14 protein-coding genes and 1 tRNA gene are annotated in these 17,811 nt (G+C 42.8%); 6 read left to right on the top strand and 9 right to left on the bottom strand.

All coding sequences use genetic code 11. The features are described from left to right. The first annotated feature begins 28 nt into the window (after nt 1-28). From torA to moaA, 4 genes are all read left to right on the top strand, one after another. Nucleotides 29-2,551: a trimethylamine-N-oxide reductase TorA gene (gene torA, locus I3257_RS04450; protein WP_201547011.1), complete on the top strand. Its 2,523-nt coding sequence runs from the start codon at nt 29-31 to the stop codon at nt 2,549-2,551. A gap of 224 nt (nt 2,552-2,775) precedes the next feature. Continuing rightward, nucleotides 2,776-3,462, top strand: a complete 687-nt coding sequence (gene torD / locus I3257_RS04445) for a molecular chaperone TorD (protein WP_227679518.1) — start codon at nt 2,776-2,778, stop codon at nt 3,460-3,462. Between the two features lie 107 nt (nt 3,463-3,569). Beyond that, nucleotides 3,570-4,859 carry a gephyrin-like molybdotransferase Glp gene (glp, locus tag I3257_RS04440; RefSeq protein ID WP_201547039.1) on the top strand — a complete coding sequence of 430 codons (1,290 nt, stop codon included), beginning with the start codon at nt 3,570-3,572 and terminating at the stop codon, nt 4,857-4,859. 287 nt (nt 4,860-5,146) lie between these two features. Beyond that, a complete protein-coding gene (gene moaA / locus I3257_RS04435) occupies nt 5,147-6,271 on the top strand; it encodes a GTP 3',8-cyclase MoaA (RefSeq protein ID WP_238048933.1) in 1,125 nt (374 codons plus the stop codon). 43 nt (nt 6,272-6,314) lie between these two features. On the opposite strand, the gene I3257_RS04430 is transcribed toward moaA, so the two are convergent. From I3257_RS04430 to I3257_RS04410, 5 genes are all read right to left on the bottom strand, one after another. Then, nucleotides 6,315-7,313: an IS30 family transposase gene (locus I3257_RS04430; protein ID WP_238048932.1), complete on the bottom strand. Its 999-nt coding sequence runs from the start codon at nt 7,311-7,313 to the stop codon at nt 6,315-6,317. Nucleotides 7,314-7,401: 88 nt separating this feature from the next. Next, nucleotides 7,402-7,719: a hypothetical protein gene (locus I3257_RS04425; protein WP_238048931.1), complete on the bottom strand. Its 318-nt coding sequence runs from the start codon at nt 7,717-7,719 to the stop codon at nt 7,402-7,404. Nucleotides 7,720-7,729: 10 nt separating this feature from the next. After that, nucleotides 7,730-8,020 (bottom strand): hypothetical protein, encoded by a 291-nt coding sequence (locus I3257_RS04420; RefSeq protein WP_238048930.1) that lies wholly within the window; start codon nt 8,018-8,020, stop codon nt 7,730-7,732. Further along, on the bottom strand, nt 8,017-9,219 hold the full coding sequence (locus tag I3257_RS04415; RefSeq protein WP_238048929.1) for a DUF3596 domain-containing protein: 1,203 nt from the start codon (nt 9,217-9,219) through the stop codon (nt 8,017-8,019). The genes I3257_RS04420 and I3257_RS04415 overlap by 4 nt, the downstream gene beginning before the upstream one ends. Nucleotides 9,220-9,230: 11 nt before the next feature. Continuing rightward, the gene (locus I3257_RS04410) at nt 9,231-9,446 is read right to left on the bottom strand and encodes a hypothetical protein (RefSeq protein WP_058025596.1); all 216 of its coding nucleotides are present in this window, start codon (nt 9,444-9,446) and stop codon (nt 9,231-9,233) included. Between the two features lie 129 nt (nt 9,447-9,575). Here I3257_RS04410 and I3257_RS04405 point away from each other — a divergent pair, with 129 nt between their 5' ends. Beyond that, the gene (locus I3257_RS04405) at nt 9,576-9,800 is read left to right on the top strand and encodes a helix-turn-helix transcriptional regulator (RefSeq protein WP_238048928.1); all 225 of its coding nucleotides are present in this window, start codon (nt 9,576-9,578) and stop codon (nt 9,798-9,800) included. Nucleotides 9,801-10,042: 242 nt separating this feature from the next. On the opposite strand, the gene I3257_RS04400 is transcribed toward I3257_RS04405, so the two are convergent. Further along, nucleotides 10,043-10,119, bottom strand: a tRNA-Val gene (locus I3257_RS04400). Between the two features lie 306 nt (nt 10,120-10,425). On the opposite strand from I3257_RS04400, the gene I3257_RS04395 reads away from it, so the two are divergent. Next, nucleotides 10,426-11,403, top strand: a complete 978-nt coding sequence (locus I3257_RS04395) for a glutathione S-transferase family protein (RefSeq protein WP_238048927.1) — start codon at nt 10,426-10,428, stop codon at nt 11,401-11,403. A gap of 104 nt (nt 11,404-11,507) precedes the next feature. On the opposite strand, the gene hemB is transcribed toward I3257_RS04395, so the two are convergent. The 3 genes from hemB to I3257_RS04380 form a co-directional block, all read right to left on the bottom strand. Further along, nucleotides 11,508-12,515, bottom strand: a complete 1,008-nt coding sequence (hemB, locus tag I3257_RS04390) for a porphobilinogen synthase (RefSeq protein WP_238048926.1) — start codon at nt 12,513-12,515, stop codon at nt 11,508-11,510. 241 nt (nt 12,516-12,756) lie between these two features. Next, nucleotides 12,757-14,568, bottom strand: coding sequence for an efflux transporter outer membrane subunit (locus I3257_RS04385; RefSeq protein WP_238048925.1), 1,812 nt, complete (start codon nt 14,566-14,568; stop codon nt 12,757-12,759). Further along, on the bottom strand, nt 14,565-17,795 hold the full coding sequence (locus I3257_RS04380) for an efflux RND transporter permease subunit (RefSeq protein WP_238048924.1): 3,231 nt from the start codon (nt 17,793-17,795) through the stop codon (nt 14,565-14,567). Before I3257_RS04380 ends, I3257_RS04385 begins: the two co-directional genes overlap by 4 nt. Nucleotides 17,796-17,811: the final 16 nt, after the last annotated feature.

Raw genomic sequence — 17,811 nt, 5'->3', positions numbered from 1 at the left:
CTAGAGAAAATAATTAGAGAGACATATTATGAAAAACATCAATCGCAGACGCTTTCTCAAGTCACTAGCTGCTTTAACGGGTACCGCCTTGTTACCGACGTCACTACTTGCCGATAACAGTATCGTTACTGGTAAGACTGGGAAAAAGCCTGATTTGAGTGGCTGGAAAATGTCCGGTGCTCACTGGGGTGCCTTCCGTGCCAATGTTCAGGGTGACAAACTCGTTGAAGTGCAGCCCTTTGAGTTTGATCAGTTCCCGACCGATATTTTGCAGGGGGTACATGGGATTATTTATAGCCCATCACGGGTACGTTATCCTATGGTTCGGGTTGACTGGTATAAAAACCGTCATAAAAGTGATACTACACAGCGCGGTGATAACCGTTTCGTACGCGTCGGTTGGGATGCTGCTTTAGACATGGTCTATGAAGAGCTTGAGCGTATTCAAAAGGACTATGGTCCTTGGGCGTTGCATACGGCTAACGTCGGCTGGCGGTCAGTAGGACAGATCCACAGTTGTGGTAACCATATGCTACGCGCTGTGGCGATGCACGGCCGTAGTGTAGGTACAGCAGGGGATTATTCAACGGGTGCCGGTCAAGTTATTATGCCTTACGTGTTAGGTTCGACTGAGGTGTATTCACAAGGTACATCATGGCCGCTGATTTTAGAAAATTCAAAAGTCATCGTTATGTGGGCGAATGACCCCGTCAAAAACTTACAAGTTGGCTGGAATACAGAAACTCATGAATCTTATGAGTACTTAGAAAAATTACGTACTAAAGTTAGAAATAAAGAGATTGAGGTTATCTGTATTGACCCGGTCAAAAGTAAAACTCAGAACTATCTAGAGTGTGATCATCAATATGTTAACCCACATACTGATGTGGCGTTTATGCTGGCTATTGCGCATACGCTATATACCGAAAAGCTTTATGATAAAAAATTCATTGATGTCTATACTCTCGGCTTCGAAGAGTTTATTCCTTATGTGATGGGGAAAACTGAAGATAAAATTGAGAGAACCCCAGAGTGGGCAGAAAAGATTTGTGGTATCAAAGCGGACCGTATCCGTGAGCTTACCCGCAAAATGGCAAAGAACCGTACCCAGCTTATTTTCGGATGGGCGATTCAGCGTCAACAACATGGTGAGCAACCTTATTGGATGGGAGCGATTATCGCTGCTATGCTTGGTCAGTTTGGTCAGCCGGGTGGTGGTATTAGTTATTCGCACCACTATAGCTCATCGGGTGTACCAGCTTCAGGTGCTTCTATGCCGGGTGCTTTCCCACTAAACCTCGATACGGGCCGTAAACCTAAGCACGATAACGAAGACTTTAATGGTTATAGCTCTGTCATACCAGTCGCGCGCGCTATTGATTGCTTACTTGAGCCGGGTAAAGAGATTGACTTTAACGGTCATAAAGTTACCCTTCCGCCTTATAAAATGGGTATTTTTTCAGGCTGTAACCAATGGCATCGCCATCAGCAGCGCAATCGCATGAAGGAGGCGTACCGCAAAGTTGAGACAGTCGTTGCGGTCGACTATAACTGGACGGCTACCTGTCGTTTTGCTGACATTGTACTGCCAGCATGTACGCCTTATGAGCGTAATGATATTGATGCTTACGGTACCTATAGTAATCGTGGCGTTATTGCCATGCACAAGCTGATTGACCCGCTTTATCATTCTAAGTCAGACTTTGATATTTGGTATGAACTAACCAAGCGCATGAATCGTGAAATCGAATATAGCCGTAATATGAATGAGATGCAGTGGATTGAGCAAATCTACGAAGAGTGCCGTGCGGATAACTTGAAAAAAGACTTTTTTATGCCGGAATTTTCTGAATTTTGGAAAAAAGGCTACGTGCTATTCCCAGAGGGTGAAAACTGGACAAGACATGCTGATTTCCTTGAAGATCCTGAAGTCAATGCACTTGGTACACCATCAGGTTTTATTGAGATAAGCAGCCGAAAAATTGCCAGTTATGGTTATGATGACTGCAAGGGCCATCCTACTTGGATGGAGAAAATCGAACGCTCACACGGTGGTCCTGGTTCAGATAAGCATCCACTATGGCTACAATCAGTGCATCCAGATACCCGTCTACATTCACAAACTTGTGAGTCTGAAGAGCGTCGTGCAACCTATACTGTGCAAGGTCGTGAACCTTGCTATATGGGACCTGAAGATGCAAAAGCTCGTGGTATCAAAGATGGTGATATTGTGCGCGTTTTTAATGATCGTGGTCAGTTGTTAGCAGGTGCGGTAATTTCTGATAACTTCCCACCTGGTATCATTCGTATACAAGAGGGTGCATGGTATGGACCTACTGGCCCTGAAATCGGTGCGCTAGATACGTATGGTGACCCTAATACGTTAACCATTGATATCGGTACCTCAAGTCTTGCACAAGCGCCTAGTGCCAATACTTGTATCGTCGAGATGGAGAAATTTGTTGGTAAAGCACCAGCAGTGACTTCTTTCGGTGGTCCAAAGTATGTCAATCCAGATGGTAGTGTTGCTGCATTATCCCAAATGGGTTAGTTTAGTTTGGAATAGTAAGTGATAAAAAGTGCCTTTGTAAGCCGTATGCGATGTAAATAGCATGTGTAACTTACAAAGGCATTTATTTATTTATATAGATGATCTGTTCTAATGTGGTGCTTAATGCCATTATCATATAAAAATAAAACTGCTATTTAATAAATGTGTTAATTAATAGAAGCAACTGCCAATAACACATAAAAATATTTTAAATTGGATATAAAATGAACATAACTGAAGATAAAATGAACTTCTTTGAAGAATGGCAAGCTGCTAATCCGGCACGTTCTGCACTTTATCGTTGGTTTGCAGATATTTTCGCGCGTGAGCTTACCTCAGCAACCTTAGGTGAATGGCAACAGAATAAAGCTTACGATAGTATTCACAAGGTATTTGTTAATCTCGGACTTGAGCAACACAGTAATCGCGTCAAAGCTGCCATTGATAATTTGCAGCAATTCCCACAAGAGCATCGTGCCATTGAGCTTGCCGCAGATTTTGCGCAGATATTCTTACTCAGTGGTGATGATAGTGCACCGCCTTACGCTTCTTATTATCTGAGCAGCGATAAACATCTTTATGGCAAACCTGCTGCTCATATGATGCGCTTCCTTGATAGCCAGCAATTAAGCCTACATCCTGAATTTCGTGAACCGAATGATCATTTAAGTGTCTATTTTATCGTTATGAGCTTATGGATTAATAAAGCTATTGAGCAGCAGCTTGATATGCTCAACACGGTACAAGAACAAATCGATTTTCTTGATAGTGCTTTACTTAATTGGCTACCGCAGTTCACTGCATACTGTCAAAAGATTAATGTGCAAACAGATATTTATCCTGCACTTGCTGCTTTAGTAGAGCAGTTTGTTATAGAAGATAGAGCAGCACTAGAGAGCATAGTGAGTTAGTGATTAGCTAGTTTGTGCATAATGGGTGTCTTAAATAAATACATGACAGTCTTAACCTGCGTAACATTAATTTTGTATAGCATTAAGTATAAGTGAGTATAAAGCCAATGATTACCCTTGAACAACTTCAGCAGTATATAACCCAGCGTATTCAAAGCTATAATCAAGATGACTTTCCTATAGTAAAAAGAGCAACGCAAACGTGTGACCTGCTAGACAGTCAAAATCATATACTTGCGCAAGAGATAGTATCGCCTTTTACGATTCCTAGAAACAACCTATCGGCGATGGATGGCTACAGTGTTGCTGCTGGTAGTGACCTTAGCAAAAATGGAACTATCGATATTATAGGTGAGTCGCAAGCAGGTAAACCGTTCACTGGCAATCTACAAGCTGGACAAGGTGTACGTATCTTTACCGGTGCGGTAGTTCCTGACAGCTGTGATACGGTCATCATGCAAGAAAACACCAATTTTTTAGATATTAGAGAGTCACTTGATAAATCAAAAACCTATTCAATCACCTTATCTCAAACGGTTGTAGTCGATGAGCATATTCGCAAACAAGGTGAAGAGATTGAGTCAGGTGAGGTGGTATTAACTGCAGGTAAACGTTTGAACCCTGCTGATATTAGCTTGCTTGCCAATTTGGGCGTTGATAAAGTCGACATCTATAAACCCTTAGTCGTTGGGCTATTGGCTACTGGTGATGAGTTGGTTGCTTTAGGTGAGCCAATCAATAACTTGGCACAGATTTATAATTCTAATACGCCAACACTTAAAAGTATGTTGTCTGGCTTGCCAGTGATTATTCATGACTATGGCATTATCCCTGATAATTTGGATAAGACGACTGCTGCCGTTACTGAAGCCATGCATGACTGCGATGTGCTGATTTCTACCGCTGGGGTTTCAGTAGGCGACTATGATTTTTTAACCGCCGTCATTGAAAAATTAGGGCAAATAAACCACTATAAAGTAGCCATGAAACCAGGCAAGCCTTTTGTGTTTGGTGAGTTAAGTAAAGACCTTGATAAGCCCGTATTATATTTTGGCTTACCGGGTAATCCTTTATCTACTGTGGTTGGCACTTTACAGTTAGTTATTCCGGCGCTATGGCGTCTATCAGGCGTACGCACTAATGATTTACCGATGACCTTAAAGGTGCGAGCAACTCTACAAGGTAATATTAAGAAGTCAGTAGGTCGCAAAGATTTTCAACGCGGTGTCTTGTCGCAGGATGATAATGGTAACTTACAAGTGACCAGTTTTGCCAACCAGCAGTCTCATCGTATTAAACAGCTCAGTAATGCTAATAGTTTGATTGTGCTAGCCCAAGAATCCGGCAATGTCGTAGCAGGGGAAAAGGTAGAGGTGCAGTTATTTCCTTGGTCATAACTTTCCTTCTCTTCCTTGTCTATAGTATAGCTTGTCAAATATGAAACTAGTAACGCAGTCAACTAGAGAAAGCAGTTAAATCAACTTTCCGCTGCTTATCCCTATAAGTTTTAATATCAACTGTTTTAGTGTTAGATATAAGACTTGTAGGGTTACTAGCTATCTAACGTTAGTTTGTTACAATGACTATTCATCATAACAAGTTTTAAATAATAAAAAATATTGATTCATAACCTGAGGCAACGCTTAAAAGTCCACAACATATTCAAAACTAACGGTAATACATTATGTCCTATCACGCCCCCACAATAGGGAATGCACAACTGTATTCACCTGTGGCAATATCTGTTATCCATGACGGTAAAAAACTTTCTATCATCGATGCCACTGTTGATAATCTGCCCCTTGATTCGTCCCTTCCTATTAATACTAGCCATCAACCACTGACAGATGGTTTTGCACGACGTCTGACTTACTTGCGTCTATCCATTACTGATTTCTGTAATTTCCGCTGTGAGTATTGCCTGCCAGATGGCTATCAAGGCAAACCACCACAAAATGAGCTGAGTGTCACTGAAATTGCTACGTTGATCCGTGGATTTGCTGAAGTTGGCACCAAAAAAGTCAGGATTACGGGCGGCGAACCCTCAATACGCCGTGATTTGGTAGACATTATTAAAACCATCAAAAATACCAAAGGCATTGAAACTGTTGCCATGACCAGTAATGGTTATAAACTTGGTAAGCACTTGCCCAGTTGGCAAGCAGCTGGACTGAATCAACTCAATATCAGTATGGACAGCTTTAATGCGGCGACTTTCCATAAGATGACCGGTTTTGATATGTTGCCGCAGCTCTTAGCGGATATGGATACTTTACTTGCGACCACAGACATTAAGCTAAAGATAAACAGTATATTAATGGCAGAAACTGCCTTTGAAAATCTGATGAATGCTATCGAATACATCAAAGACAGAGCCGTTACCTATAGATTTATTGAATTTATGCAGACCAGCGACAACAGCGACTTATTTTTTGCGCAGCATGCACAGTCCGATATTATTACCAATTATTTATTAAAAAATGGCTGGCAAACCCATGTGCGTGGTAGCAACGATGGTCCAGCGATAGAATACAGCCATCCAGATTATAAAGGCCGTATCGGTATGATTGCTCCTTACGCTGCTCATTTTTGTGATAGCTGCAACCGTTTGCGGGTCAGCAGTCAAGGCAAGGTACATCTGTGCTTATTTGACCAAGGTAACTACGATATTCGTCAGCACCTAGAGCAAGACGATGTTGCAGGGCTTGTGAACACCCTACATAGCTTTATGCCAATTAAACCTGAGCATCATCACCTTCATGAGTCTAACAGCGGCATGATGAATAACTTGTCGATGATTGGTGGATAGAACCAACCATATATTAACTTAGATTAACACACCAAGTGCAACGCTAATTAATATTATAGAACGCCTGCATAGGCGTTTTAAACCCTAAGCGTTTTCTTGGTCTGTTATTTAGTTTGTTCTCAATGTCCTGTATTTCATTATCAGAGACTTGTCTAAAGTCACAACCCTTAGGCAAGTACTCTCTGATAAGGCCATTGGTATTCTCGTTGGTTCCTCGCTGCCATGACGCATAAGCATCGGCAAAGAAGAAAGAGCTAAAGAGCTTTTGTTTCACCTTCTTATGCTGAGCAAACTCTTTACCATTGTCAGAGGTAATGGTCTTAACCTGCAACCTCACTGGCGCTAAGAGTTCTATCATTGCCTCTGATACTTGCTGTGCCGTTTTATTATCCACACGCTTCATCTTCAGCAGCCCCGTTTTACGTTCAACGAGCGTGACAATCGCTTGCTTGTGATGCTGACCGATAACGGTATCCGCTTCCCAGTCACCAATACGTGAGCGCGCATCAACGATGGAGGGGCGCTCATGGATAGAGACTCTGTCATTAATACGACCACGAGTCTCAGCAGTTAAACGCTGCCGATAAGGCTTGGCTTTACGTCTGAGACACTGCCATAACCTGCCGCCCTTACGCTTGTTTGTCCATATATAGCGATAAATGCTCATATGACTGAGTCCACCATGAACACCTGCTATTTGCTGGGGACTCCAGTTCTCTTTAAGCTTGTCTGTGACCCAGTCCCATACGTCAGCGATGATGCTGAGCGCATTGTTTGATCGTCTTGCACAAGCTTTCTTATGAGCGTTATTGACTCGGTAACCGCGCAGGCTTTTATTGCGTCTGATTTCTCTTAATATGGTACTGGGACTTCTGTTTAACGCCCGCGCTATGAAATTAATACTATGTTTTGCCCCTATTAGGGCATAAATCTGGTATCGTTCCCCTAGGCTTAGATGCGTATAGTTCATGGTTGCAATCTCACTTTGGTCGGTGGATAAAGACTTTGATGCTAGCGCATCTAGGTCTTTTTTCCACCTCACATTTGGTATTGCACTTCATGTGTTAATCTAAGATATATAGCAAAAACTAGACAGCTTGAGCCCTCTAGCCTTTAATCTTTTAGTTGAGTTACTTACTTTGATCTTTACGCCACAAGGCATACTCACACACCTCACAACACCAACTCTTTTTTGAGCGCATAAAAGGAATGTCAGCAGGTGTTTCTAGAGGGCAAACGTAACCACAGTACTCGCATCGCACATCATCTAAATAAGCAAAACATTCACCTACAGTTTGAAACAAGATATGAGAGCTGATGTCGTACTTCTGACAAACTGATTTTACGTGTGCAATATAATCACCTTGATTATTGTATGCCCAGTAATCGCCACAGATATTTAACTCTCGTGTATTCTGCGTCATGCTAGGCTGAAGCTTCACACTCATAGTATTCTCCTCAATACGCATAGCCATGCTGCGGCAATAGCTCATAAAGCTCACCCTGAAGCTGCTGATACATATCATCAACCACATACCCAATACTCGCGTCCAAACGCTTCTGGACCCACACACGCAATGCCATATGATTATCAAAGCAACTATTAACACTTAAGAACCGTGCCAAACCATTACCTGGTTGAATATAGAGCTCACAAATTAAAGTATTGGCAATACTATTGGCATCCTGACTGACATAGCCACTAGGTTTCAAGGCCGCATGCAATTTATCGTAATTAATGAATTTCATTGTGATGTCTCCTTGTCGGTAGATGTCTGTACAGTCTGACTAAGCATAACTAAGGCCTCAAATGCACTGCCATCTTGGCGGGTCATATTTGGTACATAGCGGCTATAAGTATTGAATAGCATCTTAGTCGTAGAGTGTCCCATTTGGCTGGCAATCCACTCAGGACTCTCACCTGCTGCTAACCAAAGTGTGGCTGCCGTATGCCGTGTCTGATAAGCGTTGCGTGTCTTGAGTCCTAAAAGCCTAAGCGTGGGATGCCATACTTGTTTATTGATATTGTTGTAATCAAGTGGCGAACCAGTATGAGCACAAAACACATACTCTGAGCGCTTATAAGTGATGGCTTGCTGATCTTTTAAAGCATCAAAAACCCAAGGTGACATTTGAATCGCTCTATAAGACTCTTGCGTCTTAGGGGGAACCATCTTGCCTTTAACCAGCGCCTGCTTAATCACAATCTCACGACGATTAAAGTCAATATTTTCCCACATCAATCCATCAATCTCACTCGTACGCATACCAGTAAAGAAGCGCACAAGATAATAATTACGATAGTCAGCTCTCACACCATTGATGAACTTCCAGACTTCCTCCAGTGTAAATGGCTGAATATCAGTTTTAGGCTCTTTGAGAGACTTAATGTCATCATAAGGGTTATCAAACTTATAGCGTTTAGCGGCTTCTTTTAGTATCATACCTAGAGGTACCATTATCGAATTGATGCGTGCCGCTGACAGATGTTTGTTAGCTTTTCCGTACGTTACTTTGGCGAGCGATGAACGGAAGGCTAATACATCTGTCTTTTTTATGAGATGAATGGGTCTAGTCCCAAACTCAGGTAGTAAATACATATCAATAATCTCCTGTATTTTACGTTTGTAAGTATCACGCCACTCAATTTCTTTCTCAGAAAACCATAGGGTGGCAAACTGCTTAAAAGAAGGAACATTACTATTAATACACTCCTTACGATCGTTTAACGCTACCATCTCTGCTGCTTTATCACTTTTAGGAAAGTATTGAGCATAATTAAAAATGCCCAATCTAATTTCTGCTTCCATATTCAAAATGATGTTTTCAAGCTTCTTGCGATTTGCTGGGGTATCTACTAAGTTTGTCGTCTCCCGACAGCGTTTGCCCATGTAGTGAAAGTCAACAAACAGCATGTCGCTACCTTTACGTGTTCTTATGCTAGCCATCGTAATTCCCCTTATTGTAATGCCATGGCGTTGATGCTACCGGCAACGCCAGTACGCATATCCTTTTCAATTTCCTCCCAAACATATAAAATCTTACGCCCACCAAAGGGACGTATATAATGAATACCTTCAATCAGTACGGTATCTTTAAGCTCGTTACGGATCGTACGAGGGTTATATTTGATAAGCTCAGAAAGCTCTTGGGTAGTTAGGTAGGTGTGTGACATAATAAGTTCCTTATAGGTCAATTCAATAATTATATTATTCTATCGAACTATTTTGTTGTTCGATAAAGGTACTTTACTAGCAAAGGTTGTTGTATGCAAGTACTTTTTTAGTAGATAAAGGGTTCTATTATGATTTTATGTAATTTGCCAGTGCTACTGGCTGAGCGCAGAATGAAAGTTGCAGATTTGATAAGAATGACGGGTATTAGTAAATCGACTATGCACAAAATTTATAATGAACAAACTTCAAGAATAGATTTTGAGACCATGGATAAGATTTGTGAAGCATTAGATATTGGAGTAGGTGATCTTTTCACTTATGTACCCAACGAGTCGCTAGAGGAAAAGCAATAAATTAATTATTTCGTAGTTTTAGGAAAACTAGAGTAGAGGTCAAAAATGCTATTTTGAAAGACAGGCAAAACTGATAGAAGGCACAACTTAGGCACAATTTAGGCACACAGATTTTTTGATGTAGTTTGGCCACTGCTATAAACAAGAAAATCTTGATGAAGATCAGCTTTGTATTTCCGCTACAGCCCATATTTTACGGACAAAAAAAGCCCCAGTCGTTAGACTGGGGCTTTCTAAATATTTGGTAGGCATAAGCAGACTCGAACTGCTGACCTCTACCATGTCAAGGTAGCGCTCTAACCAACTGAGCTATACGCCTATTTAGGTTGAGTATTCTATCAAGTTTTTGAGATTTTACAAGCTTTATTTCTAATAATTTTTTTTATTAGCATAATAATGAGTATCACACTTTATATTAAGTGACTTTTAATATTTTTTTATGTAGTTATATTAAATAGTGATTGAAATTGGTTTATTTTTTATTGTCAGTAGAACTACAAATCCTAATAGCTAGGCAGTATATAACTGGTATCATTCTCAAAATAAAGTGAGGATAGTGATAATGACTTCACAGTATGCATATTTCACAAAAGTTATATCAAAATAGAATGTTGAGGAGAGTGATATGGGGCTGTTGGTTGATGGTCAATGGCAAGACAAATGGTATGACACGGAGGCGAGCAGTGGACGCTTTGAGCGAGAAGATGCCGGCTTTAGAAATTGGGTCACGGTCGATGGCAGCGCAGGCTCGTCAGGTGTTGGCGGTTTTAAAGCCGAAGCTGATCGCTATCATTTATATATCTCGCTTGCATGTCCTTGGGCACATCGTACCATTATTTACCGTCAGCTAAAGGGTTTGCAAGACCTGATTTCGCTGTCAGTGGTGCATCCATTTATGGGCGATAAGGGCTGGACGTTTGCAGAGGGCGCAGGCGTGATTGCTGATCCTATTGTAAATGCGAATTACTTATATGAGATTTATACGGCGGCAAAGCCTGACTATACAGGACGGGTGACGGTACCAGTATTATGGGACAAAAAAACCAATACCATTGTCAGTAATGAGTCCTCTGAGATCATTCGTATGTTTAACTCAGCTTTTGATGAGGTTGGGGCGCTAGCAGGTAATTTTTTACCAACCGAGTTATTAGCAGAAATCAATGCAGTTAATGAGCTCGTTTATTCTGCGGTTAATAATGGCGTTTATAAAGCAGGATTTTCGACCACACAAGAGGCTTATGAAGAAGCGGTGACGGAGCTATTCGATGTATTAGAGACGCTAGAGGCACGTTTGACAGACCAGCGTTATTTGCTAGGTAATACGATAACTGAGGCGGACTGGCGCTTATTTACCACGCTGGTGCGTTTTGATGCGGTATATGTCGGACACTTTAAATGTAATATTCGCCGCATTGTTGATTATCCCAATCTTTGGGGTTATCTGCGTGATTTATATCAAGTGTTAGGTATTGCAGAGACGGTGAGCATCGGGCATATTAAGCAGCATTATTATACTAGTCATGCCAATATCAATCCCACGCGTATCATTCCTGTTGGTCCAGCGCTTGATTTTAATGAGCCACACGAGCGTACACGTTTATAATTTTTAGTGAAGTTTTAATATAAGGCAATAAAAATCGCGCCAGCTGCTTGATCACAGTTGGCGCGATAGATTGACGGTATAAATAAAAAGCTGCTTAATTTATATTACGCATTATTCAACTGACGAGCGGCTTCTAGCGCAAAATACGTCAAAATCCCATCAGCGCCTGCACGGCGGAAACCAATCAACGATTCTAAAATCACCGCGTCGGTTAGCCAACCATTTTGAATCGCAGCCATATGCATCGCATATTCGCCAGACACTTGATAAGCAAAGGTCGGTACGCCAAAGGTATTTTTAACTTCACGAATAAGGTCTAGATACGGCTGACCCGGCTTAATCATGACCATGTCTGCACCCTCGGCTATGTCCATCGCCACTTCATGCAGCGCTTCAGCACGATTACCGAAATCCATCTGGTACTGTTTCTTGTGTCCGCCTTTTAGGTTGCCAGCACTGCCGACTGCATCACGAAACGGACCATAGTATGCAGAAGCATATTTGGCAGAGTAAGCCATGATAGCGGTATTCACAAAGCCTTCGGCTTCAAAGGCGTCACGCATGGCTTTGATACGGCCATCCATCATATCACTAGGCGAGATGATGTCAGCACCAGCGCGGGCATGTACCAATGCTTGTTTGACCAATACTTCAACCGTTTCATCATTAACGACATAGCCTGAATCATCCAGCAGTCCATCTTGACCGTGCGAGGTATAAGGATCTAACGCCACATCGGTCATTATCACCATTTCAGGCACAGCATCTTTGATCGCTTTTACGGTACGAGCAGTAAGGGCGTTTTCGTCATAAGCTGATTTACCGTCGGGTGTTTTTAAGGAATTATCAATAACAGGGAAGATGTCGATGGTAGTGACGCCCTCGCTTAATAATTCTTTGGCATAGTTGATCAGCAGGTCAATCGATAAGCGTTCAACGCCTGGCATACTAGCGATTGCTTCGCGCTTATTTTTGCCTTCTAAGACGAAGACAGGGGCGATAAAGTGCTTAGGATGCAGCTCAACTTCACGAATCATCGCGCGTACGTTATCGTTGTAGCGTAATCGACGTAGACGAGTTTCAGGGAATTGACGGTTAAAGGTATAAGTCATGATTTGTCCTCATTAGATTTTAGTCATTGTTATTTATCAGCTTGATTAAATAAGCTGTTTTGAAGCATATGTTTTTTTATATCACGGACATTAATAAGTGGATAAAAGTATGTGTAAGCTAATTTCCCTACTATAACTAAAAGCACCTTACAAAAGCAAAAAGCCCTACCAAGTCGGTAGGGCTTTTTGTACTTATCGACTATCAATGTGAAGGAAATCACCTCACACTATTTATGAGTGTTTAAGGCTCAACGATCTGCGTGACCGGTACTTGCTCAATGCTGGTTTCGTTATACGTCGTCTGTTTGGTAACGACTCCTATGGCAGCATCTTTTTTGCCATCATTATTGACATCAACGACAGCGGTTGGCTCAAAAGTGGCCGTTTCCGATGGTTGCGCTTGTTTAATGGCGTTTGCTTCTTGTGCAGAAGCAACTCGCGCTGAGCTAGCCGCATCGATAGCATTTGCCGCTTTTGCTTTATTGCTATTGGCAGGTAGATTCACTAGTTGCACTAAGTTTTTATGCGGTACAGGAATCGCCGTTGGTACATCCAGATTAGCACCGCCACCCAGCACTTGGTATAGCTCGACTTGGCTCACAATTTTTTGTAGCTCTAAATCCAAAATACCTTGCTGCGTTGAGAACAATGAACGCTGTGCATCTAGCACATCTAGATAGTTGGCAATACCTGCTTTAAAGCGTGCATCTGCTATCTGGAACGTTTGTTCAAAGTTATCTTGTAGACGGTATTGTGCTTCGAGCTGCTCACCCAGTGTGGCTCGTGTCGCGAGTACGTCTGACACTTCACGGAATGCGGTTTGGATAGATTTCTCGTAGCCTGAGAGCGTTTGTTCACGCTCAATTTTAGCCACATCGTAATTGGCGTCTAAGCGACCAGCGTCAAAGATAGGCACGCTAATGCTTGGGCCAAACGACCAACCGACAGCGCCGCTTTTGAATAAGTCATCTAAACTGCCGCTACTAACCCCAATGCTACTGGCTAAGCTGATAGACGGGAAATAAGACGCGCGTGCCACTTCGATATTGGCACCAGCGGCTTTTAGGTTGTATTCTGCTTGCAGTACATCTGGGCGATAACGTAGCAACTCACTTGGTAAGCCTGCACTAAATATCTGCTGGCTAGTGATGTTGCTGACTGCTGGTGTTGGAATTAGATTGGTTGGAATCGGTCCACCCACCAAGAACTGTAAGGCGTTACGTGATTTTAAAATGCTGCTTTGTGCCCGTAGGACAGCAAGTTTGGCATTTTCTAATGACGCACTGGCTTGCAAAGATGGCAGCTTCGGATCAATGCCTGCTTCAAAGCGTTTATCAGCGATAAACAGAGACTTTTCACGACTCTCAACCGTGGCTTCTGCCAGCTTTAACTGCGCTAAGCTATAGCTCAAGTTGGCATAGCTCTGAGCGATGTTACTAATCAAGCTGATTTGGGTCGAATCTTTGGCCGCTGTAGTGGCTAAGAAATTCTGTAGCGCTTGATCTTTTAAGCTAGCAATTTTGCCCCAAAAGTCCAACTCGTAATTAGCCAAGCCTAGGTTGACGTTATAGCTACTATTGGGGTTTTTGTCAGTTCTATTTTGTGCTTGACGCGTGTATCCACCATTACCATTAATCGCTGGTAGATCATTAAGATCGGTAATTTGATACTGTGCGCGTGCTTTCTCGATTGCTAAACGAGCACTTTCAAAATCTTTATTGTTCTCTAACCCTAAAGCAATCAAGCCCTTTAAACGCTCATCGCTATAAAAATTCTGCCAGCGTTGACCCGCAATACTTGCTTGATCAGCGTTACTAACTGTTTCTTTATCGAATGCCCCATAGGTTTGTTCGATAGGGATATTTGGCTCAGCAAGCACAGGGCGCATATCTGCTTTTGGAATCGTGTTACAAGCAGCCATGCTCATCGCTAAAACGGTCAAGCCGATTAGGCGACCAGCATTTCTGCGCATATGTGAGCCCGCTGGTTGGGCAGTGATAGCAATATTTGCTACCGCTGCTGAGTTGGTGTTATATGTTTTCTGAACACTCATTGTGTATTGTCTCCAAAGCTTGCAGGCTGATAATTCTCAGAAGGCGTTGGGTTTTGCGGGTCAGGCGTACTATTATCATCATCTTTATCGTTTGGTTTATTATTCTCGTATTTGTACGGGAACATACTACGTACCCAAATATAAAACATGGGAATAAAGAAGATACCTAACAATGTCGCGGTCACGACGCCACCTAGTACACTGGTACCGATGGCATTTTGACTGCCTGAACCAGGACCTGTGGCGATAAATAATGGCACAACACCCAGTCCAAAGGCAAGCGAGGTCATGATAATCGGGCGCAAACGTTGACGCGCGGCTGTCATGACAGCTTCTCTCAGACTATAGCCTTCCTCTTGGTGCTCTTTTGCAAACTCAATGATTAAGATAGCATTTTTAGCGGATAGACCAACGACTGTGAGTAGACCTACCTGCAAATAAATATCGTTATTAAAGCCACGTAGCCAAGTAAAGAGGACTGCACCTAATACCCCAAGTGGAATGACCAATAGCACAGAGAAGGGGATAGACCAGCTTTCATACAAGGCTGCTAGACATAAGAACACCACCAAGATTGAAAGCGCGTATAGCATCGGCGCTTGTGCACCTGACTTTTGCTCTTCAAGTGACATACCCGTCCACTCATAGCCCACACCTTCAGGCAGATTCTCCATCATTGCTTCCATCGAACTCATCGCTTCACCCGTACTTAGACCAGGTGCAGCACTACCTTGAATATTCATCGATGGTAAGCTGTTATAACGGGTCAGACGCGGTGAGCCAGATTGCCATTCGCTGCTAGAGAACGCATCAAATGAAATCATTTCACCTACATCGTTGCGTACATACCATTTAGCAATATCTTCAGGATTGGTACGGCTGCTTGGTTCACCTTGAACAAAGACGCGTTTAATACGCCCGCGATCGACGAAGTCATTAATATAACTTGAGCCCCAAGCGGTAGAAATAACGCTATTAATACTAGCAAGTGACAAGCCATAAGCAGCGGCCTGCTCTTGATTAATATTCACTTTTAACTGCGGTGCATCTTCTTGACCATTTGGACGAACGCCTGCGACTTTGTCGTTTTGCGCAGCCATGCCAAGCAGCATATTACGTGCTTCGAGTAGACCCTCATGACCAAGGTTACCGGTGTCTTGAATCATTAAGTCAAAACCACTGGCGTTACCAAGTTCGGTAATGGCTGGCGGTACAATCGCAAATACTTGGGCTTCATTTAATTGGGTAAAGAAGTAACCCATGGCGCGATCAGCGACAGCCTGTGCAGTGTTTTCTTCACCGGGACGATCAGCCCAATCCGATAAACGTACAAAGGCCAGTCCCATATTCTGCCCTTGTCCTGCAAAACTAAAACCTGCGATCGTAAAGACTGAAGCGATATTATCGCCTTCTTGGGTACTGTAATAATCACTGACTTTATCGAGCACTTCTTGCGTTTCATCAAGCGTCGCGCCAGCAGGTAACTGAACCAAGGTAAACATAATACCTTGATCTTCTTCTGGTAAGAACGAGCCGGGAATACGTAAGAATACCACTGCCATAATACCGATAATGGCAGCATAAAGAATTAAGTATAGCCACTTCAAGCGGAAACTTTTGCCAACTAAATTCTCGTAACTACGACTGACTTTATAAAACGAGCGGTTAAACCAACCAAAGAAGCCTTTTTGCTCTTCTGTATTACCTTTATCATGGCTCTTGCTACGCTTGAGTAAGGTCACACAAAGGGCAGGGGTAAAGATAAGCGCTACTAAGGCCGATAGCACCATACTGGTAATCAAGGTGATAGAGAACTGACGATAAATCACACCTGTTGAGCCACCGAAGAATGCCATCGGTACGAATACGGCAGATAGAATCAGCGCAATACCGATAACGATTTTACTAATCTCGCCCATCGATTGTACGGTAGCATCTTTAATAGAGATATCAGGATCTTCTTCCAAGATACGCTCAACGTTTTCGACGACGACGATCGCATCATCGACCAACAGACCGATGGATAGTACCATGGCAAACATGGTCAAGACGTTAATACTAAAACCAGCGATGTAAAGTACAGCGAAGGTGCCAAGTAGTACGACAGGTACGGCAAGAGTAGGAATGATAGTCGCACGCCAGTTCTGTAAGAAAACGAACATAACGATAAATACGAGAACAATTGCCTCAAGCAGTGTCATAACCACTTGTTCGATAGACAAGCGCACAAATGGTGTGGTGTCATAAGGGATAACGGATGTTAGACCTGCTGGGAAGTTTGCTTCCAGCTCTGCCATACGAGCCCCAACGGCTTCACGAGTTTCCAGTGCGTTTGCACCACCCGCCAATGAAATACCAAGACCAGCTGCTTCTTTACCATTGTATAGCGACACTACGCCGTAGTCTGCACTACCAATCTCAACCTCTGCCACATCACCTAAACGCACTTTTGCGCCAGCGGTATCGGTTTTTAATAGAATATTTTTAAATTCATCAGGCGTTTGTAGATAGCTTTGAACCGTGACAGTCGCATTGATAACCTGTTGACTGGTATCAGCAGGTGCTTGACCTAGCTGACCGGCAGATACTTGGGCGTTTTGTGCACGTACTGCCTCAACCACATCCGCTGGCACCATGTTATAGCTACGTAAGCGCGCCGGATCTAACCAAATGCGCATGGCATAAGCAGAACCGAAAACTTGTACTTCACCAACACCTTCCACACGGCTTAACTGGTCAACAACGTTTGAGTTGACATAATCGGCGATATCCGCACGATCCATACTGCCATCTTCAGAAATAAAACCTTGCACCATTAAAAAGCTGCTAGAGGATTTATTAACGTTGACGCCTTGACGCTGTACCGACTCGGGTAGTGAGCTCATGGCGGCTTGGAGTTTGTTCTGTACCTGTACCTGTGCAGTATCAGAGTCTGTACCATTTTCGAAAGTGAGCGTAATGGATGCAGCACCATTCGAGGAGCTCGATGACGACATATACATCAGACCATCAAGACCCTTCATGCGTTGCTCAATAATCTGCACGACTGAATCTTCAACCGTCTGAGCATTAGCACCAGGATAGCTTGCGCTGACTGAAATCGTCGGTGGTGCAATACGTGGATACTGCTCAATCGGTAAGTTAATGACCGATATCACCCCGATGAGCATGACTAAAATAGCCATAACCCATGCAAAAATAGGGCGATTAATAAAAAAACGTGACATAGTATATTCCTAGTCT

Source organism: Psychrobacter sp. Ps7 (assembly GCF_022129225.1).
Taxonomy (GTDB): domain Bacteria; phylum Pseudomonadota; class Gammaproteobacteria; order Pseudomonadales; family Moraxellaceae; genus Psychrobacter; species Psychrobacter immobilis_A.
The sequence above is the reverse complement of the archived record's forward strand: the minus strand, read 5'-3'. Positions and strand labels throughout refer to the sequence as shown.